Here is a 22,284-nt window from a genome sequence, read left to right as displayed (position 1 = left end):
GCCCGTCAGAGCCGCGGGAGGGGCAGCAAGGGTGGCAGTTCCACCGGAGGCAACGGCAACTGCGGGAGCTGCGGCAGCGGTGGGAGCGGCGGGATCCCGGGTAGCTCCGGGATCTCCCACCAGGGCGGTGGATCCGCCGGACGGGGCTGGGTCGGGGGCGGKGGGGCCGGGGCGCCCCCMCCGCCCCCGACCGGCTGCGACGCGCCCTGCTCGGACGGCGGCGTCGTCGGCGCTTCGGACGGCGGCGGGGGTGACGGGAGCGAGGTCTGGACCGTCGTCGACGAACTCGGCGGTACCGAGGTGGGTGTGTCGGCGGTGGCTGCCGCATCCGGACCGAAAAGGGTTCTGCCGTAGCCCAGTCCGAACCCGACGACGGCGATGACGACGAGCGCGGCCCCGGCGATACCGGCACCGCTGACCTGACGCCGCGAGACCGCCTGCCGGTGCCGCCCGCGCGCGGTGGACGGCCGTGGACGAGCGGGCCCGGCCGCCGACACCGGCGCCGCAAGCAACGCGGCGCCGCGGGCAGCGGCCAGTTCCGGCGCGTGCGGCGCCACGATCGGCAGACCGAGCCTCCACTCGAGCACGGCCCGCACCACGGGCAGATGGGCTCCGCCACCGAGAAGCACGACGGCGTCGGGCCTGTGCCCGGACTGCACGATCAGTTCGGCCACCAGGTCTGCCGAACGCTGGACCGCGGGAACCGCGACGCTGTCGAATGTTTCACGTGGTAGTCCGATCAGGTCGTCGCCGCACAGGACGTCGGTGCGCTCCGTTGCCGCGACCACTCCGGTCGACCGGTCGACCACGCTGACGGTCAACCCCGAACTACCGAGGTCGTAGAGCACGACCGTCCGGAACTCCGCCATATCGCCGACACCGCGCAACTGCTCGAGTACCGCGGTCACCTCGGGGACGAGGCGAAAGCCGGTGACACCCTGCCGTCGCATCGCCACGTCGAGCGCAGCGGCCTGGCCCTCGTCGCTGTAGGAGATACCCACGCCGACGGCCGATCCCGACTCGGCCGCCTCCGCGAGGATCACGCCGACCGATTGCGCCGCCAGATCCTCCGCGATCTGCCCACCGACCTCGATCGCCTGGTACTCGAACTCACCGGATCCGTCCGGGGAATCGGATCGCACCAGACGAACGAATCCGGCCCCCACCGAAACTCCCAGAACCCCACCCATGAGCCGCCTTCGATCGTGGTCGCAAACGGTCGCCGCGCGAGCCGCGTGCTGGACGAGCCGAGTCTATACAGCCGCCTTACACTCACCCCATGCAACTGCTGTTCGTCTGCACCGGCAACATCTGCCGCTCCCCCACCGCAGAGCGGCTCACCGCCGCCTGGTCGGCCCGCACCGGGCGGACCGATCTGGCCGCATCCAGCGCAGGGACCCGAGCGGTAGTCGGCGGCCCGATGGAACCGACGGCAGCACAGATCCTTTCGAACCTCGGCGGCACGCCGGACGGCTTCGCGGCGCGCCAGCTGAACCCGGCGATCGCGGGAACCGCCGACCTGATCCTGACGATGACCGAGTCCCACCGCGACGCCGTGCTTCGCACGGCACCGCGCCAGCTCAAGCGGACGTTCACGCTGCTCGAGGCGACCCATCTGGCGCGCGCGACCGGATCGGCCACCGTCGCCGACCTCGCAGCGGTCCGCGGTCAGGTCCCCCGACCCGACAACGTCGACGTCCCCGACCCGATCGGCCGCAGCGCGATCGTGTTCGGGGACGTCGGCAGTCAGATCGACGAGGCCCTACTCGACCTTCTGCCCCGCCTGCGCGACTAGCGGCGCGGGATCGACCTTCGCCGGGGCATCTTCCACCTTCTGCACCGGCGCATCCGAGTCGTAGTAGTACTTGTACTCGTACGCCCCCTTGCCCTTGGCCGGCGTCATCGTCAGGATCGTGCCGAGGACGGTCGCACCCACGCTGCGCAGATTGCCGATAGCCCGCGAGACCTGCTCGCGCTTGGTCTGCCCGTGCTTCACCACGACCAACGCGCCGTCCACCTTGACCGCGAGAACGGCCGCGTCCGTCACCGGCAGAAGCGGCGAGGCATCGATGATGACGAAGTCGAAACGCGAGCGCAGATCCGCGAACAACTTCTCGGCATGCGTGGAGCCGAGCAACTCGCTCGGATTCGGCGGCAGCGGACCGGACGCGAGTACCGAGACGTTCGGGAACGGCGTCGACTGCAACACGTCGTCGATGTCGGCCTGCCCGGCCAGCACCGTGCTCATACCGACCGACCCGATCAGATCGAGATACTTGGCGATACGCGGGCGGCGCAGATCCGCGTCCACGAGAGCCACCGAGTAGCCGGCCTCCGCAATCGCGAGCGATAGATTGATCGCCGTCGTCGTCTTTCCCTCTCCCGGAAGCGAACTGGTGATCGCAATGACACGGGGCGGGTTGTCCACCTCGAGGAACTGCAGATTCGTGCGCAGCTCACGGAACGCCTCGGCGCTGCCCGAATACCCGTCCTGGAAAGCGATGGCCGCCTTCTCTTCCCGATCCTTGTCGAACGGCACCGTACCCACCAGACCGACCCCGGCAAGCTCGTCGAGCACCTCACGGCTCTTCACGGTGTTGTCCAGGCGGTCGCGCAGGACGGCGAGGGCGATGCCGCCGAGAAGTCCGACGACGAAGCCCAGTGCCACGTTGCGCTTTGTCTTGGGGCTCACAGGAGTGGACGGAGTCGACGCGTGCTGCTCCACCACGACGCGGGCCATCGGAGGCGTCCCGGGCTCCATGCTCTCGAGTTCCTCGACCCAGACGACGAACTCGTCCGACAGACCATTGACCAAATCACGTGCGCGTTCCGGGGAGGCATCGGTTGCCCTGTAGTCGATCAGGACGGTGTCCGGCGTCGAGGATGCCTTCACCTTCGCCGCCACCTGAGTGGGGGACAGATCGGACCATCCCATCTTGTCGAGAGTCCGCTCCGCGAGCGTTGTGCCTGTCAGCAGCTTCGTATACGTCGCAACACGTTCTTGTGACGCGCGATTGCCTTGGTAGACCTCGTTGACCGATGCACCAGATGCCGTAGAGACGAACAATCGGGACGAGGCCTGATACATCGGTGTCGACACGAGCGAGGCTCCGAGCGCGACGAGTATGCCGACCAGTGTTGTCAGCGCGATGATCCTCCACCGTGTCTGCACGACGCGTAGGTAGTCCTGTACTTCCATATCCCCGATTCCCCGTCCTGTTTTCGGTACAACACTTGCGGATACCCTATGCGCGAGTTCGTATCACGGCGCACCTCCGTCCAGCTCGGCGAGAAGGTGCGCGACGCGCCGGAGCGAATCCGTCGAGGTCATCTCCGCGTGCGCACACGGCACGCGATGCTCCGTCACGTCGCCCCGAACGTAGGGACTCCACAGACCACTCAGTTTTCCCCGTTCCTCCGATTCGTGTGCCGCGACGAACAACACGACGTCGCCGTCGAAGGCTCCCGAACGGTGCCCACGGGCGGCGGCTTCCAACGCTGCGCCGGTCCGAACCACGTGCTGAACAACACCGGGGTCGAGTCCCGGGACGTCATCGATCGCGCCAACCGCATCCACGGCGGCGTTCGACGGAACGGACTCCGGCGGGAGCGAATCGAGCAGTACCAGTGCCGCCACCTCGTCCCCCGCCGCGCGCAACTGCACCGCCATCTCATGCGCGATGTTGCCGCCCAAGGACCAGCCGAGCAAGTGGTACGGCCCCTGCGACTGCACCGCTCGTATCTGCTCGATGTACCGGCGCGCCAGTCCCTCCAGGCTGTCGACGCCTTCGTTGGTTGCCTGCAATCCGTACAGCGGCCTGTCGCGCAACTCCTCGGCCAGTCCCGCGTAGCACCAGGCGAGCCCGCTGACGGGGTGAACGCAGAAGAGCGGTGCCGCATCGGGTTTCTCGGGCCGGTTCAGGCGCACGAGCGTCGCCAACGGATCCGGATCCTCGCTTCCGGATTCGATCTGCCGGGCCGTGCCGGCGACCGTTGGATCGGCGAAGAGTGCGGCGAGCGCAACGTCGTAGCCGTACCGTTCCCGTAGCCGCGTCACCAAGCGGACGGCGCCCATGGATGTTCCGCCGAGTTCGAAGAAGCTGCGATCTCGGGGAGCACCGGACAACCCGATCACGTCCGCCATCTCGGCGGCCACGCGCCGCTCGATGATCCCCTCCGGCTCGGAACCGCTCACGTATCCGTCGTCGAAAACCGGTTCCGGCAGCGCGCTCCGGTCGATCTTTCCACCTGCCGACACCGGCATCTCGGCAATCACGGTTACCGCTGCGGGAAGCAGATGGCGGGGCAGCACGCGCTCGAGGTGCGCACGCAGGAATCGCGGTTCGAGGGTGCCTCCACGCCGGGTCGACACGTACGACACCAGCACCGTCTCGCCCGTCGGTCGACACCTCGGCAGAGTGACTGCCGCAACCACCGCCGGGTGCGCCAGTAGTGCAGTGTCGATCTCGGCGGGTTCCACACGCACGCCGTTGATCTGGACCTGGTCGTCACCGCGGCCGATGTACTCGAGGGTGCCGTCACTGCGCAGGCGCACCAGGTCCCCGGTCCGGTAGATCCGCGCCCCCGGTGCCCCGAACGGGTCGGCGACGAATCGGCCGGCCGACGTACCGGGCAGCCGGTGGTATCCCTGCGCGAGCCCCGTGCCACCGACGTAGAGTTCACCGACCACACCCACCGGAACCGGATGCAGTCGCCCGTCCAGAACTCGCAGACTCGCGCCGGCCAGGGGCGCCCCGATGTTCACTGCTCCGGTCCCCAACACGTCGCTGCACGTGACGCCGACTGTGCACTCGGTGGGCCCGTAACCGTTGCGAAGATCGTGCCGGGACCAACTGTGCGCCAACGGGACCGGCAACCTCTCGCCTGCCGATACCACGGTCAGGCCCCGAGTGAATCCGGCCGGGTCCAGCGTCGCGAGGACGGTAGGCGTCAGGTTCAGGTGGGTGACGGCCTCGTCCTCGATCACCGCCTGCAAGTCTGCGCCCGCGTAGGCGAACTCCGGTGCACACACCAAGGTCGCCCCGTGCGCGTGCGCCGCGAGCAGTTCGAACACCGACGCGTCGAAGATCGGCGAAGCCGCCTGCAGAACAACGGATTCGTGGGTGACGAGCAGTCGATCGGCCTGTAGATCGACGAGCGCCGACAGTCCCTCGTGCGTTACCGCGACACCCTTGGGCTCCCCGGTCGTCCCCGACGTGTACAGCAGGTAGGCCAGCGACCCGTCCGTCGATCCGCGCGCGCTGTCGAGCACCCGTCGGCGCCTGTCGTCCGGGAGCTTCGGATCGACCGGCACCCAGGCCGCTCCGATTCGGGTGATCGCCCACACGTCGAGCACCCAGTCCGGGCCGCGTACCGCTCGGATCGGGACGACGTCACCCGCGCGGACGCCCTCGGCTCGCAGGAGGTCGGCTCGATGGGCCGCCGCGACGTCCAGTTGGGCGTACGTCCACTGCCGGTCACCGGCCCGGAGCGCGATTCGGTCGGGATTTGTGCGAACCGACGCCGCCAGTATCTCGCGCAGGGTGCGGGCGACCGGGGCCGAGCTCCCGTCCGCGACCGACGGGTCGAGCGCGAGCTCGAGATCGCCCACCGGGGTGGCCGCGTCGGCCGCGACATGAGCCAGCAGGCGCACCCAGGATGTGAGCAACATGTCGGCGGTTCCGGAGTCGAACAGGTCGGTGGCGAACACCAAGCGCACGTCGATGCCCGATCCATCCGGTGACTCGACGACATCCCACGCGAGATCGAACTGCGCCGTCGGCGCACCCGCCGCGAGGTCTGCCACCTCCACGTCGGGCAGGCTCGGCAATTCCGGTGTCGCCGTCGAGTGTGCCAGCAGCACTTGGAAGATCGGGTGATGCGCGGCAGTACGAGTGGGCGCGACGCAGGCCACGACATCGTCGAAGGGCACGTCTCCGTGGGCCAAGGCCGCGAGGTCCACGTCGCGCACCCGTCGGACGAGATCCGCGAACGGTTCGGTCGGATCGACCCGGGTCCGCAGGGCGAGCGTACCCACGAACATCCCGACGAGAGGGGCGAGTCGAGCGTCGGTCCGACCGGCGACGACGGTGCCGACCGTGACGTCGTCGCGGCCGCCGAGTCGTGCAAGGAGCGCGGCGAGGGCGGCGTGCAGGACCATGAATGCGCTGACCCCGTGGGTACGCGCCAGATCGGTCACTGCCGCGTGCAGATCCGGACCGATTTCGGCGTGTACGACGCCGCCGCGGTGCGTAGGGACGTCGGGTCGAGGGCGATCGGTCGGTAGATCCAGCGGCGTGTCAGGCGCTCCCGCGAGGGTGTGCGCCCAGTACGCGAGTTGACGACCACCGACAGTGTCCGGATCGCGGACATCGCCGAGCATCTTCGTCTGCCAATGCGCGAAATCGCTGTAGCGCAGCGGAAGCGGCGTCCACGGCGGCGCCGTACCGGCGAGACGTGCAACGTACGCGCACTCGAGGTCACGCAGAAGCGGTACGGCCGACGCGCCGTCCAGAGCGATATGGTGCACGGCGATCGCGAGGACCCACTCCGTGTCGTCCACCTGGAACAGACCCGCACGCAGAGCAGCCTGTTCCACGAGATCGAGAGGACGCTCGACAAGTTCGCGCACCCGGTGGTCCACGTCGTCAGGATCGACGGATGCAACCGTGTAGTCGATCACGAACCGATCGGCGCTCAACACCCGTTGAGTGTGTTCGTCGGGGTAGACGGTCCGGAGCGGCTCGTGGCGTTCGACGACATCGGCCAGCGCCGCCCCGAGGGCGTCCGCAACGAGGGAGCCGTTCAGCCGCAACGTGATCGGCATGACATAGCTCGCCGGGTCCGCGCGGTGCAGCATCCACAGGCGTCGTTGTGCGGGCGCCATGGGCGCAGGTTCGGGGCCGGCCGCTGTCAGCGGAGGTCGGACATCGAGCTCGGAGAGATCGAGCAGACCGGCGAGCGCCGCCAGCGTCACCGATTCGAGAACAGCTCGAGGCGGCACGTCGCGGTGCAGCGCGTCGGCGAGACGGGCGGCTACCTCGACTGCGCCGAGAGAGTGGCCACCGAGCGCGAAGAAGCCGGTGTCGATGTCGACGTCGTGGCCGAGGACGTCCCGCACGACGGCCGCGACCAGCACCTCGGTCGACGTGAGTGATCGATCTGAGGTGGTCGCCGCGAGACTGTCCGCCATCGTCGACAGTGCCGCGTGGTCGAGCTTGCCGTTCGGTGTGGTCGGCAGGCTGTCCAGTACGTGCAGGCGAGACGGCACCAACCCCGGTGGCAACTCACCCGCGATGCGAGCGAGGACGGCTGCGGCATCGATACCTGCCCCCGCGACGAATGCTACGAGGACTGGTCCGCGCACGACGACGGCCGCATGACGAACACCGCTGCAGCGCATGAGCGCCGCCTCTACCTGCTCCGGCTCTACCCGGACCCCGCGGACCTTGACCTGCCGATCGACACGCCCGAGGAACACCATCCGCCCATCGGCGAGCACCTGGACGCGGTCTCCGGTGCGGTACATACGGCCCGGGCCGAACACCGATGCAACGAAGCTCGCTGCGGTCAGCGCCTGCGCGCCGAGGTAGCCACGGGCGAGACCGCCGCCGGCGAGGTACAGCTCGCCGACGCCACCGACCGCGACGGGGCGTAGCCGCGTATCCAGGACCGCGACCGAGGTTCCCGGTATCGGTGTGCCGATACCGGTGCGACCGTCGACCTCACCGAGGGTGGCGACGACAGTGCATTCGGTGGGCCCGTAGGCATCGAGCATCGTGCGGCCCGCCCGCCACCGATCAGCGATCTCCGCGGGGAGACTCTCACCGCCGCTGGCCACCACCCGCAGGTCGTCCAGATCGTCGGATCGAATCGTCGCGAGTACCGATGGGGTGGAGAGGAAGTGGGTCACGCGATGTTGCCGCAGCAGCCCGTGCAGCGCGGGGCCGGCGTACACGTCCGGCGGCGCGACGACCAGTGTCGCGCCCGAAGTGTGCGCGAGCAGAATCTCGAGCACGGCCGCATCGAACGCCGGGTTGTATCCGTGCAGTACCCGATCGCCCGGACCCACGCGGTACCGTCCTCGCGCCGCCGATGCCAGGGCCGCCAGGCCGCGATGCGTCACGGCAACGAGCTTGGGTTCACCGGTCGAGCCCGAGGTCGAGATGACGTATGCGGGCGAATCGACCGACTGCGACTGTCTGGGTGCGGGGACCGGCGCGGCGACGTACGCATCCGTCGGCCCGAACGCCGCCCCGGTCTTGGTGACTGCCCACAGCATGCGGAGCCTGCCCAACGACCGTTCGGGATCGAGGGCAACCACATCCTCGGGTCCTACACCGTGATCCTCGATCAAGCGTCGGGCCAACTCGTCGGACTGCTCGTCGAGCTCTCGGTACGTCACGGCGGCGGAACCGTCGACGACTGCTACGCAGTCCGGATGCGCGGCCGCGGTACTGCGCAGCAACCCGGCCAGGGTCCGCGGTGCATCCGCCGCGCAGCCGTGGACGACATCGGTGACCGCGATCGGCAAGTCCTGCACAGTGACGTCGGGCCGTGTTGCTGCGCCGGTGAGAGCACGGACGAACTGGTCCACAAGGCTTCGTGCTGTCTCGGCGCCGAACTTCGACGCGTCGTAGACCAGGGTGCCGTGGAATCTTGCTGCCCCGCTTCGTGACAGCGTGAACTGGAGATCGAACTTCGCCGCGTCCTCGGCGAGTTCGTGGGATTCGATTTCGAGGTCGCCGATCCGCACGATCGGCGGGGTGAAGTCCTGGAGGGCGAGCGCTACCTGCGGCATCCGGGCCCCGGCGGCGGTGAGAACTTCCTCGATCGGGACCGCGGCCCGGTCGAATGCCGCGACATCGGTGTCTCGAGCCTGTGCGAGCAGCGCGCCGAACGGCATGTCCGACTCCACCCGGGTGCGCAGCACGACGGTGTCGACGAACAGTCCGACGAGGGAGTCGAGTTGCGGGTATCTGCGGCCTGCCACCACCGCGACGACTCCCACGTCGGCGCCACCGCAGAGCCGTGACAGGAGCGCAGCGAGCACGGCGTGGACCACCATGAACTCGGTAGCGTGATGGGCCCTCGCGAGCTCCGTGATCGCCCGCGCCGTGTCCTCGTCGAGCGCGAACTCCACGGCGGCAACAGTTCCCGGTGTGGCGCTCCCCGCCTCGATCGGCAGCACGACCGGATCGAAGCCATCGAGTTCCCGCTGCCAGAACCCGAGATCCGCGCCGTCCGTGACCCGCGCACGCTCCCAGACCGCGTAGTCGGCGTACTGCAGCGGCAGCGGATCCCAGCGGGGAGGGGCACCTGCGTGGCGGGCCCGGTACGCCTCTCTCAGGTCGGCGAGCAGCACCGCGACCGATGTGCCGTCGGCGGCGAGGTGGTCGATCGTCACCTCCAGGACGTGCCGCTCGGCGCCGTCCTCACGCAGGCGCACGTCCAGCGCTCCCGGAGGCTGATCGGACGCGGCACCCCTCAACGGCCGAACGACGTCCTCCGCCGGCGCGACGATCGCGTGCGGCCCGTCAGCGTCGACGGCGAACGACGTCCGCAGGGACTCGTGCCGCACCAGGACATCGGCGAGCGCGGCGTCCAATGCATCCACGTCGAGCGGTCCCCGGAACACCACACGAGCCGGCACCCGATACGCCTCCTCCCTGCTGATTCCGCGCAGTGCCCACATGCGGCTCTGGCTACGGCTCAGGGGAATCCGATCCGGCCGCGAGACGGCGACCGGGCCGGGGTCGATCTCGGCGAACCGGCTCCGGTCCAATTCCGCGGCGAGTTCGGCGACGGTCGGGGCAGCGAAGAGCAACCGCAGCGGGACATCCGTATGGGTGGAAGCACGCAATTGTGCGACCACGCTGGTGGCCAGCAGCGAGTCGCCGCCGACGGAGAAGAAGTCGTCGGTCCGACCGACTCGGGCGCCGAGCGCGGCCGAGAAGGCGTCGGCGACGAGTTCCTCCGTCGTGGTTACCGGTCCGGTGGCCGAGTCGAGCACAGGTTCCGGCAACCGTTCGACGTCGATCTTCCCGTTCGCGGTGAGAGGGATCTCGGCGACGCCGACAACCGACGCGGGCACCATGTACGACGGCAACGCCGCGGCCAGGTTGCGGCGCAGATCGGTGACGTCGGCATCGGAGGGAACGACGTACGAGACCAGGACCGGCGATCCCGTCGTCCCAACCCGTGCGACCGTCGCGGCGGTCGACACCGCCCCGCTCCGGGTGAGGACGGCGTCGATCTCCGCCGGTTCGATCCGGATCCCACGGATCTTCACCTGATGGTCGTTACGTCCGCAGAACTCCAGGACCGGTCCGCGCGCGCCGCTCACCCACCGAACGAGGTCACCGGTCCGGTACCAGCGTCGACCGTTCTCTCCCGCAACGAATCTCGCCGACGTTGTCACAGGTGCGCCCGCGTATCCGTGTGCGACGCGATCACCGGCCAGATACAGTTCGCCGGTCACCCCCGGCGGCACCGGCCGCAGTCGCACGTCGAGAACTACCGCGTCGATCCCTCGGGCGGGGCTGCCGATCACCGCCGGATCCCCGGGACCGAGTGGGCCGGCGAAGGTCGCGAACACCGTCGATTCGGCGGGGCCGTAGCCGTTGTAGAGGCGGCATTCGGGCCCCCAATGCCGCACGAGATCCGGCATGACTCGCTCGCCGCCGAGCATCAGTGCCTCGAGGTCCGGCAGGTCCCGTGGACCCACCGTTGCGAGGACCGACGGTGTCATGCAGGCGTGGGTGATCCGCTCGCGTCGGAGCAGATCGGCCAGCCCGGAACCGCCGTAGGCCTCGACCGGCGCCACCACCAACGGCGCCCCTGCGGCGCCCGCAACCAACATCTCCAGCAGGGCCGCATCGAATCCCGGAGACGCCACGTGGAGCACACGCGACCGCGGACTTGCCGCGAACACGTCGCGCAGGTCGGCTGCCAGCGCGCCGAGGCCTCGGGACGTGAGCACTACTCCCTTCGGTCGCCCGGTCGAGCCCGAGGTGAACACGACGTACGCCGGCTGATCCGGAAGCACCTCGGGCAGTGGAACGTCGGTGTCGCCGACGGCCGCGACGTCGATCCACTGCGTGTCTCCGGGTAGCTCCGCCACGAGATCGGCCGCAGTGACACCGAGGCGCGCCCGGGACTGCTCGAGCATCGCGGCGATCCGGTGGATCGGGTGAGTGGGATCGACCATCACCGGGGCGGCTCCGGTCCGGGAGATCGCCCACACCGCGAGCACCGACTCGAACGACCGCGGCAGCGCACATGCGACGGGTACCCCCGGCCCCGCGCCCCGGGCGCCCAGGGCTGCCGCCAGGCCCTCCGCGCGATCGACGAGATCGCGATAGGAGACTTCGATGCCTGGCGCCACGACCGCTGCCCTGCTGCCGCCACGGCGGGCCCCGTCGGACAGCAGTGCCCACAGACCGACCGGCGTGCCGGCTTCCCCCGAGGCCGGCACCAGTGATGCCCGCTCGACATCGGTCAGCAGGTCGACGTCTCCGACCACCTTCGCGGGATCGTCCGTCACGGCGTCGAGGAACATCTCGAACCGCTCGGCGAACGCGGTGACGGTGTCGTGATCGTAGAGATCACTCCGATAGGCGAATTCGAGTTCGAGGGCGCCCGGGGTCTCGGTGACCGTCAACTGGAGATCGAACTGGACGGTGTCCTGCGCCGCGGGCTCGGCCGTGACCACCAGCCCCGAGAGGTCGATCCGCACCGTCTCGGGACGGCGCATCGACAGCGCCACCTGAAACAGCGGATGGCGAGCGGAATCCCGGAGCGGGGCGAGCCGTTCGACGATCGTCTCGAACGGGGTGTCGGCGTGGGCGAACGCCTCGACGTCGCGGCGCCGGACGTGTTCGAGCAAGCTCGCGAACGAACCGTCCCCGTCGACATCGGTCCGCAGGACCACCGTCGAGGCGAACATTCCGACCACGTCGTCGAATCTCGGATCTCCCCGGCCCGCCACCGCCGTACCGATCACGACGTCCGCTGAGCCGTTGTGCCGTGCCAGCACCGCGGCCAGAACCGCGTGCAGGACCATGAAACTCGTCGCGCGATGCCGGCGAGCCGTGGCCACAACCCGGGTCGCCAGTTCGGTCCCCAGTCGCACCCCGACGGTGGCCGAACGCGTCGAGCTCGTGCCGGATCGCGGACGATCGTTCGGGAGGGTGCACTCCTCCGGGACACCGTCCAGTGCCGCCGACCAGTACTCCAGTCCGTCCTCGCCGGCCGAGGTCTGCCAACGGGCGTAGTCGATGTACTCGATGGCCGGGACCGACAACTGCGGTACGTGCCCGGTTGCCCGGGACCGATACGCCTGCGCGAGGTCTCGAAGCAGGGGCGTGAGCGACCATTCGTCGGCCGCGATGTGGTGTACGACGACAGCCAGCGTGTGGCGGATGGGACCGGTCCGGTAGAGACGCGCGCGAATCGGCGGCTCGGTTGCCACGTCGAACGGCGCGGTCGCGAAGGCTCGAGCCGTGTCCGACAACATGTCCGGCGCAATCGCGACGGGACCGAGATCGAGGTCGGGGACGTCGAGCACCTGCTGGACCGGTCCGCTCGCGACGGTCGGATACACCGTGCGCAGGATCCGATGCCGTTCGATCACATCCTGGAGCGCGCACGCCAGCGCGTCCTCGACCAGTTCACCGTCGAAGTGCAGCAGGAACGGAAGGTTGTACATCGCGGAGTCCGGAGCAAAGTTCTGCTGGAACCAGAGTCGCCGTTGCGCGGGCGACAGCGGACCGGTCGTCGCTGCCGGCGTGGACGGCCGAGGACCTTCGCACCGTGCACCCCCACCCGCCCGTTCCTCGACGACCAGGGCGAGTTCGGCCACCGTGGTCGCCTCGAACACGTCCCGCACTCCGACGTCGGCCCCGGTGATCGCAGCGAGTCGACCGGCGAGCCTGGTTGCCAGCAACGAGTTACCACCGAACTCGAAGAAGTCGTCGCCACGTCCCACTCGGTCGGCGCCGAGCAGTTCGCGGTAGACACCCGCAACGATTTCCTCGAACGGACCCCGTGGCCCGGTAGCTGTCTCCGCAGCAGGGGCGGGTACCGACGGTGTCGGCAGCGCCGCGAGATCGACCTTGCCGTTGGCACTCGACGGCAGGTGGTGGACCGCTACCACCGCCGCGGGAACCATGTAGTCCGGCAGGATCGTTCGCAATGCACGGATCACCGCGCGTGAGTCGATATCCGGGTCCTGCCGCCCGACTCGGGGCACCGCACCCACCACGTACGCGACCAGCCGACCGTCCCGCACGTCGATCGCGGAATCGACGATCTCCGGGAGCCTGGACAGTGCCGCCCGGATCTCGCCTGGCTCGATGCGGTGACCGCGAATCTGGAGCTGACCGTCCGCCCGGCCCCGGTACTCGAGCATCCCGTCGTTGCGTAGCCGAGCCAGGTCACCCGTCCGATACCGGAGTTTGCCGTCGACATCCGCCACGAACCGGACGGCACTCAGACCCGCCCGTCCCCGGTAGCCGCGAGCGACCTGCGGTCCGGAGACGTACATCTCGCCGATCGCGCCGCGCGGCACCGGCCGGAGGAGCCGGTCGAGCAGTTGCACGCCGGTACCGGGCAGTGGAACACCGATCACACTTCGACCTGCCGGCGCCGATCGGACCTCCGTCCACGTGGCGTGCACGGTGGTCTCGGTGATGCCGAACATGTTGACCGCTCGAAGGTTCCGATGTCGCTCGAGCCAGCCACGAACGCGGTCCCCGTCCAGCGGCTCACCGCCGAAGATCAGCAGACGCAGCGACAGGTCCGCCGGGTCTCCGCTCACCTCGGCCAACTGGCCGAACGCGGTCGGCGTCTGGTTCAGCACGGTCACCCGCTCAGCGACGAGCAGCTTCCGGAACTCCTCGGGGCTGCGGGCCACGAAGTGATCGACCACGACGACGCGTCCCCCGGTGGTCAACGGCCCCCAGATCTCCCACGCAGAGAAGTCGAAAGACGGCGAGTGGAACATCGTCCACACGTCGGAAGGACCGAAGCCCAACCCCGCGTATGTGTTGGTCAGGAGCGCGAGCACGTTCGCGTGGGTCACCGCGACACCCTTCGGTGTTCCGGTCGACCCGCTCGTGTAGATCACGTAGGCGGTGCGGTCGGGGTCGCATGCCACATCGATACTTCCGCATCGATCCAGTTCGCTTGCTGCGAAGTCCATGTCGAGGGTGATCGAGCGCTCCGGGGCGGCGAACCCGTCGTGGCACACCACAAGCGCAGCCTGCGCCTGGCGGATCAGCGCGTTCAGGCGCTCGGGCGGCTGGGTGACGTCGAGTGGGAGGTAGGCCGCGCCCACGCGGACCGCGGCCAGCATCGCGACGATCAGGTCGGGTGAGCGGGGCAGCGCAATCGCGACGACGTCCTCCGCCCCGATTCCCTCGCGCACGAGGCGGCGGGCGAAGGCCCTCGAACGCGAGTCGAGGTCGGCGTAGGTCACGCGATCGTCACCGCATACGATCGCGATCGCATCTGGAGACTCGGCAGCCCGCTGGGCGAAGAGCTCACCTAACGAGACTGCCGCGGTGGTGATCCCGGGATGCGAATGGTCAGCGTCCGCGCCGAGTGGGGCGCGACGCGCGTCCATCGGACGTGCGCTCAGGTCGATCGAACCGACGACGATCGTCGGATCGTCCGAGACCGCCTCCAAGATCCGAAGCAGCCACGGCGCCCACCTTGCTACGGACTCGTGGTCGAACAGTGCACGCGGGTACGTGAGGCTACCGTCGAGTCCCGCCGCCTCCCCCATGTCCGCGTCCCGCGCCCGCAGCCGGACCTCGAGATCGAACCGGGTTCGCTCACTGGACAGTTCACGGGTCGTCACCTGCAGACCGGGCAGCTCGACCTCGTCCGGCACGAAGTTCTCGTACGCGAGCATCACCTGGAAGAGCGGATGATGGGAGGTCGGGGGACGCCGCGTCAGGTGAGCGACGACTTCGTCGAACGGCAGGTCCGCATGGGCAAAGGCATCGATGTCGACGCGGCGGGTACGGGCGAGCAGATCGGCGAAGGACCGGTGCAGATCGACACGGGTTCGCAGGGTGACGGTTCCGACGAGCATTCCCACCACCTCGTCCAGGCGAGGATCGGTACGCCCGGAGACCGGCGCTCCGACACTGATGTCGTCTGTACCGGCCAACTTGCCGAGCAGCACGGCCAGCGCCGCGTGCAGCACCATGAACAGGGTCGAGTCGTACTCGCGTGCGATCTTTTCCAACGCCGCCTGCAGGTTCGCCGGCACCTCGAACCGCACGGTGCCGGAAGTTGCAGTCTCGATCGGCCCGCCACGCGGCCGGTCGCTGGGCAACGCGAGGGGCGGCGCATCCGCGTCCAGAACAGATCGCCAGTAGGAGAGATCCCGATGCGCGCGACTCTCCGGGGCGGCGGGGTCACCGAGCACGGTCCGGTGCCAGCGGGCATAGTCGGCGAACTGGATCTCGAGGGACGGCCAGTGGGGCGCCTCGCCTGCGCGGCGCGCGGTGTAGGAATGGGCCAGATCACGGGAGAGCAGCACCGCCGACAACCCGTCCACCGCGATGTGGTGGGCCACCACGGCGAGCGTGTGATGGTTCCCGTCGAGTCGGTACAACTGCAGGCGCACTGGATGTTCCATCGCGAGGTCGAACTCCGACGAGGCGAGCGCGTCCAGTTCCGATTCACACCCGCCCGGAGTGTCGACGACCGCCGGGACGGGCGCCGGGGCTTCCACGATCTGTACCGGGCCGTCGCCGTTGTCGGAGATCACGGTCCGTAGAGCCGGGTGCCGCTCCAGCACATCGCCGATGGCCCGGCGCAGAGCGACCGTGTCGAGGTCGCCCTCGAAGTCCAATGCGAATGCGATGTTGTCACTACCGGACCGGTCGACGCGGTTCAGCAGCCACATCCTCTGCTGCGCGGGGGCCAGCGGCGCGGGTCCCGACGACGCCGGCGCCGTCGGGAACTCCGGCAGATCGTCCCGGCCCCACAGAGTGGCCGCAAGTTCTGCGACAGTGGGATTCTCGAAAACATCGCGGACATCTACCCGCTTGCCGAGCACGCTGCCGAGGCGTGCGACCAGTCGAGTGGCCGACAGGGAGTCGCCCCCAAGTGCAAAGAAGTCCGTGTCCCGGCCCACTGCTTCGGCCGAGAGAACCTCCTGCACAACACGGCCGACCGTCTCCTCCGCCGGCCCGCGGAGGCCCGTGTCGGACGTCGACGGACGGGCGGGACTCGGCAACGCGGACCGGTCGATCTTTCCGGCCGTCGTGAGCGGCACTCCGTCGAGGACTTGGACGATGCCCGGCACCATGTGCCGGGGCAGTCGGTCGGCGGCGTATCGGCGCACCTGTTCGGTGTCGATGAGGCCGGAGCCGTGCACGTAGGCGACGACGATTCCCTCATGCAGGGCAACGACAGCGGCTTCCACGTCGGAGTGCCCGGCAATCGCGGTCTCGATCTCACCCAATTCGACACGGATACCACGGATCTGGACCTGATCATCGAGACGTCCCACGAACTCGAGTTGCCCGTCCGGACGCCGCCGGACCAGATCGCCGGTGCGGTACATCCGGCCGGGGCCGAACACCGAGGCCACGAAACGTTCCGCGGTCCGAGCGGGCTGCCCCAGGTATCCGCGAGCGAGTCCCGGACCGGACAGGTACAGCTCACCGACCACACCGACAGCAACCGCTCGCAACCCACGATCCAACACCGCTGCCGTCATTCCATCGATCGGCGCGCCGATCGGGGTGGAACCGCCGTTGTCGTCGAGTCGACCGATGGTCGCGACCACGGTCACCTCGGTGGGACCGTAGAGATTCAGAAGGGTCCGACCCGCGCCCCACCGGACGGCGACCTCCGCGGCGCACGCCTCTCCGCCGAGCCCGACCACACGTAGTTGGTCGAGTCCTTCGGGCGGGATACCCGACGCGACGGAGGGAGTGGTGAACCAGTGCGTGATGCGTTGCGACTCGAGAACTTCCGCCAGTGCGGGGCCGCCGAATGCTCCCGGCGGCAGGAGCACGACGGTCGCCCGGGTCCCGAACCCCAGCAGATACTCGAGGACGGATGCGTCGAACGACGGCGATGCACCGATCAACACCCGGGAGTTCTCGGTCACGGCGAACTCCCGGCGCAGCGCCGACGCGAGCGGCGCCAGGCCGCGGTGCGTCACGACGACACCCTTGGGCGCGCCCGTCGTCCCCGAGGTGTAGATCGCGTACGCCGGATTGTCCGGATGCGGGGGAACGAACCGGTACTCGCTGTTCGACGGTGCGACCGAGTTGTCCGCCTGGGGATCGATCCGCGTGACCCATTGCGGCAGAACCGCACTCCGATCGGCAACAACGAATCGTGTACCCGCGTCCGCGAGGATTGCCTCGATGCGTCGCCGCGGCTGGGCCGGGTCGACAGGTACGAACGCCGCACCGGTCCGAGCGACGGCCAACACGGCGGTCATCGCGTCGATCGAGCGTGGCAGGAGGACGCCGACGAAGTCCTCGGGACCGACACCGAGCCGCGCGAGACGGCGTGCCAGTGCCTCCGCCGCCGGACCGATGTCGACGAGGTTGCCCTCCTCGTCACAGATCCGGGTCGGACCTCCGAGCACCTCGCGCAACGTGGCAACGGCGTAGTTCGACGGCCCCCGGTCGACGGGCCCCGCGGGAAGCAGGTCGGCAATCCGCGCCGTCGGGTCCGCCACCGCAGACTCGAGCACTTCACGCAACAGCGCCGCCCACCCGCGGACGGTTCCGCCGTCCAGGATGCTCTCGTCGTAGGTGAGGCACAGTTCCACCTCGGTGCCCGGCCGCTCCCGGATGGCGACTTCAAGGTCGAATCGCGCGTCGGTCCCTGTCAGTTCGCGTCCGACGAAGTTCAGATCCGACACCCGCATCACCGGATCGTCGAAGTGCTCGTAGGTGAGCACCGCCTGAAACGCAACGCCCGCGCCCAGACKCTCCTGCACGCTGTCGAACGGAGTCGCGCTGTGCACGAATGCCTCGATGTCGTCGGCGCGGACCGCGTCGAGCAATCGGTCGAAGGTCTCCTCGGGAGTGACCTGGGCACGCAACGCGATCGTGCCGACGAACATGCCGACCAGCGCGTCCAGGGCGGGATCTACACGTCCCGCGTCCACGGTTCCGACCACGGTGTCGCGGGATCCGGTCAGAGCCGACAGGACCACGGCGAGGGCGGCGTGCACGAGCATGAAGACGGTCGTGTCGTGCTGTCGGGCTGTGCGGTGGAGAGCGTTTCGCACCTCGGCGCCGAGCGTAGTGGTGATGCGTCCGGCAGGGCCGGCCAGCGGGCCCCGGGTCCGGTCGAGGGGAAGGCCCGGAACGTCCGCGGCACCGGCCAGCGCCGACGTCCAGTGGTCGAGGTCGTCGTCCCGGACGCCGGAGTCGAGCACAGTCTGATGCCACTGCGCATAGTCCGTGTATGTGACCGGCAGAGGCGCCCATGCCGGCTCCTCGCCCGCCGCCCGTGCACGGTAGGCGCTCACCAGGTCGTTCACCAGGGGCCCGAAGGACAGACCGTCGAGGGCGATGTGGTGAGCCACGACGACGAGTACGTGATGATCGGCGTCGAATCGCTGGAGCCTGAATCGGACCGGCACGTCCGACGCGAGCGAGAACGGTCGGCTGACGAATTCTGCTGCATCGCTATCGGACTCGGCTCTTGACGTGACGTCGACGACGGTCGGAACCGTGAACGCCTCCTCGACAGGCAACACGTGCCGCTCCGGCCCGAGGTCACCGTCGTGGATCACCGTACGCAGCGGGGAGTGCCGAACCATCACGTCCCGTAGAGCCGAGGTGAGGGCATCACCTGACAGCGGTCCGCGCATCTCCACCGCGAACGGCACGTGATAGGCGGTACTGTCGCGTCGAGTCTGCGCATGTAGCCACAGCCGCCGCTGAGCGGGCGCGAGCGAGTTCGACTCCGTCGCACCCCCGACCAGCGCGGTCCGCTCGTCGACGCCGGCCACCGACCCCGCCAGCCCGGCCACCGTGCGCTGCTCGAAGACGTCCTTGACGGTGATCCGTCGACCGGTCGCAGATGCGAGGCGGCCGGCGAGCTGGGTGGCATCGAGCGAATTGCCGCCGAGCACAAAGAAGTCGGCGGACGCATCCCGAACCTCGGCGCCGAGCACCTCACCCATCGCATCGGCGATCAACGCCTCGAGCGGGCCGTGTACCGCGCGCGTGTCGGCGTCCTCTGCGGGCGGCGTCATCGCGGCCAATGCCGCGCGGTCGATCTTGCCGCCCGGCGTGAGCGGCAGGAACTCGACGACGAGGATCCTGTCGGGAACCATGTGGCGCGGGAGTCGAGCCGTCAGCCACTTGTGCAGGTCCCTCGCCGTCGGGGAGCGGCCCGATACGTAGGAGTGCAGCCGACCGTCACGTTGTACCGTTGCGGCGCCGTCGACGTCGGGGTGCGTCATGAGCGCGGCATCCACGTCACCCGGCTCGACACGGATGCCGCGGATCTGGATCTGGTTGTCGGCTCGGCCGACGAATTCGAGTTGACCGTCGACACCCCAACGCACCAGGTCGCCGGTTCGATACATCCGGTCGCCCCCGAAGACCGAGGCGACGAAGCGCTCGGCGGTGAGCCCCGGACGGGCACCGTACCCCCGTGCCAGGGCAGGACCGATCACATAGAGCTCGCCGACGACGCCCGGCGGCACCACCCGGAGTCGCCGGTCGAGCACCACCAGCGACGTTCCGTCGACAGGCCGCCCGATCGGCACGGACGGCAACCGCGTGAGGATCTCGGGATCGAGTTCTCCGCTGACCGATGCGAGGATCGTCGTCTCGGTGGGACCGTACGCATTGATCATCGTGCGGCCCTCTGCCCACCGACGTGCGACGGGAATCGGGAGCGGCTCACCGCCGGCGTCCAACATTCGCAGGTGCGGCAGCCCCACGCTGGACGTGGCCGCCAGCACGGCCGGTGCCGAAACCAGATGGGTGACGGCGCGGTCCCCCATCAGACGCGTGAGAGCCTCACCCGCAACGGTATCCGGATCGGCCACGACCAGGACAGCACCGGCGTCCGCAGCCGTCAGGATCTCCTGGATGGACGCATCGAACGTGGGAGACGCGATGTGCAGGACCCGAGAGTCCTCCGTGACGGCGTATCGCGAACGGAGCGTCGAGAGCAGTCCGGCGATCCCGCGGTGGGAGACCACCACGGGCTTCGGACGTCCGGTCGAGCCGGAGGTGTGAACGATCCACGCCGGATTGTCCGGCCGCAGAGGCCGGACGCGATCCGCGTCCGTGACCGGTTCGGTCGACCAGTCGTCGGCCGCGATATCGACGCGGATCACCTCGGGCGGCAACGCGACATCCTGCTCGGCGAAGACAACCTCGATGCCATCGAGGTGTTGCGTCAGGCGCAGCGACGGAAGATCCGGGTCGACCGGTACGTACGCCGCACCGGTCTTCGCCACTGCCCACAGCGCGAGTACCGAGGCGKGGGATCGGGGAAGTGCAACCGCGACGGCACCTTCCGGACCGCAGCCCAGCGAGATCAACCGCCGAGCGAGCGCCGACGAGCGGGCGTCGAGGTCCCGATACGTGAGTGTGGTGTCACCGCTGACGAGGGCGGCTTCCGCGCTCGCGGCGTGACGGGTGAGCGCCTCGGGGAGCAAGGTGATCTCAGCACCGATGTCGGCACCGCGGACAGGGTCGACGGGCGCCGACTCTCCAGGTCGCCCGAGGGGAAGGTCACCCACCCGTCGGTGCCCAGAGGAGACGAACTCCCCCGCGAAATCGAGGAACCGGGAATGGTGTCGCTCCAGTGAATCCTGCGAGTAGCGCGCTGGATTGGCCTCGAGATCCACTCGGGTCGCGCGATCGCCCGACCCTGGATACACGGTCAGCGACAGGTCGTCGACAGGCCCGGTCGAGAGAATATGCAGTTCACCTTCGGCCTCGCCGAACACCGAGTGCCGAGGGAACTGCATGATGTTCACGACCGGTCCGAACACCCCGCCCAACCCGGCCCCGTGGACCGCGGAGTCCGGCATCTCATCCAGCATCGCGTCGTAGCGGAAGCGCTGATGCCGCAAAGCACCGGTGATCTCCAACTGGACTCGTCGGACCAGGTCCTCGACGGTGCCCTCAGGATCGACGAACACCCGCAGCGGCACGACGYTCGAGACCGATCCTGCTGACCGGCGCAGCAAAGCGGTGGTACGGGCAGAGACCGGCAGGCTGAGAGCGATGTCATCGACGCCCGTCACCCGCGACACGTACGCGGCAAACGACGCAACGAGCGTGGGGACTTCCGGCACGGGTGCGGAATCCGCGTGGTCCAGCGCCTCGAGAAAGCGTTCCGGAAGAACACCGGCTGTGCGCAGCGCAGGTGTTGACAACGTCCCCACCCGGTCGGCCAGTGACACGACCTGCGGCAGCGCCGCCAGTCGCTCACGCCAGTACTCGCGGTCGAGTTCCTCGCGCCGGCTCCCGGAGTAGGCCTCGACACTCCTGTACAGCTCTTCGACCGGCGCGCAAGCACATTGCGGCGGCTGCACACCGCTGACCATCGCGGTGTAGAGCTCGGAGATGCGCTTGGTCAGGACTTGCGCGGCCGAGCCGTCCATCACGAGGTGGTGTGCGAAACAGTGCAGATAATGCCGGTCGTTTCCCAGCCGGATGAGCGTCATCTCCGCAAGCCGATCCGAGAACGGGTCGATCGGTCGGGACGTTCGGTCGGTCATCCACTCGATTGCCGCAGTGTGAGGATCGTCCGCACCACCGAGATCCAGAAACCTCGGCGCGTCATCGATGTCCGGGACAGGCCGCTGGTGCGGTTCGCCCTCTACGTCGACGAGAACAACCGTGCCGGATTCGATGTCGCGGGCGGCACGGTCGCATGCGGCCAGAAAGGCCGGACGATCGAGCGGCCCACGCAGATCCAGATACTGCGCGACTGTCAGGGCAGTGTCGGGCGTCAGCTGTTGAGCGAACAGAAGCGCTCTCTGTGATGGCGCAAGCGGAAACGAACGCAAGCGCGCGCACCCCCTCTTATCCGGCAGGTATCCCGACAGCTCCACCGCTGGCACGCAAGCGCGCTCGAGCGGAACCCACCCGATCCAACCTGCCTGGATCGGGTAGGAATAACTTACTGTGCGAGTGCACCATTCACCAGTTGAACGCCCGACCAATTCTCGATCCGGGTTAGCCTGCCCAGAGCACGCCGACCGAAGGGGGTCCACCACGTGGAGCAGTCCGAGCCCGAAGCCGCATCAAGGACGAC

At 68.7% G+C, this 22,284-nt stretch carries 4 protein-coding genes; 1 reads left to right on the top strand and 3 read right to left on the bottom strand.

Annotated elements, in window-relative coordinates; all coding sequences use genetic code 11:
- Positions 1 to 5 precede the first annotated feature (5 nt).
- A complete protein-coding gene (locus tag AB4Z09_RS13765) occupies positions 6 to 1,190 on the bottom strand; it encodes an Hsp70 family protein (protein WP_174913116.1) in 1,185 nt (394 codons plus the stop codon).
- Between the two features lie 89 nt (positions 1,191 to 1,279).
- Between AB4Z09_RS13765 and AB4Z09_RS13760 the strand changes: the two genes are divergently transcribed.
- Entirely contained in the window at positions 1,280 to 1,795 is a 516-nt protein-coding gene (locus AB4Z09_RS13760) for an arsenate reductase/protein-tyrosine-phosphatase family protein (protein ID WP_114721484.1), read from the top strand.
- On the opposite strand, the gene AB4Z09_RS13755 is transcribed toward AB4Z09_RS13760, so the two are convergent.
- Positions 1,763 to 3,199 carry a polysaccharide biosynthesis tyrosine autokinase gene (locus AB4Z09_RS13755; protein ID WP_442239972.1) on the bottom strand — a complete coding sequence of 479 codons (1,437 nt, stop codon included), beginning with the start codon at positions 3,197 to 3,199 and terminating at the stop codon, positions 1,763 to 1,765. The two genes, AB4Z09_RS13760 and AB4Z09_RS13755, sit on opposite strands and share 33 nt — an antisense overlap.
- 63 nt (positions 3,200 to 3,262) lie before the next feature.
- A complete protein-coding gene (locus AB4Z09_RS13750; protein WP_442239971.1) occupies positions 3,263 to 22,081 on the bottom strand; it encodes an amino acid adenylation domain-containing protein in 18,819 nt (6,272 codons plus the stop codon).
- Positions 22,082 to 22,284 lie beyond the last annotated feature (203 nt).

The sequence above is a fragment of the Rhodococcus sp. TAF43 genome (assembly GCF_052113525.1).
GTDB lineage: Bacteria > Actinomycetota > Actinomycetes > Mycobacteriales > Mycobacteriaceae > Prescottella.
The sequence above is the reverse complement of the archived record's forward strand: the minus strand, read 5'-3'. Positions and strand labels throughout refer to the sequence as shown.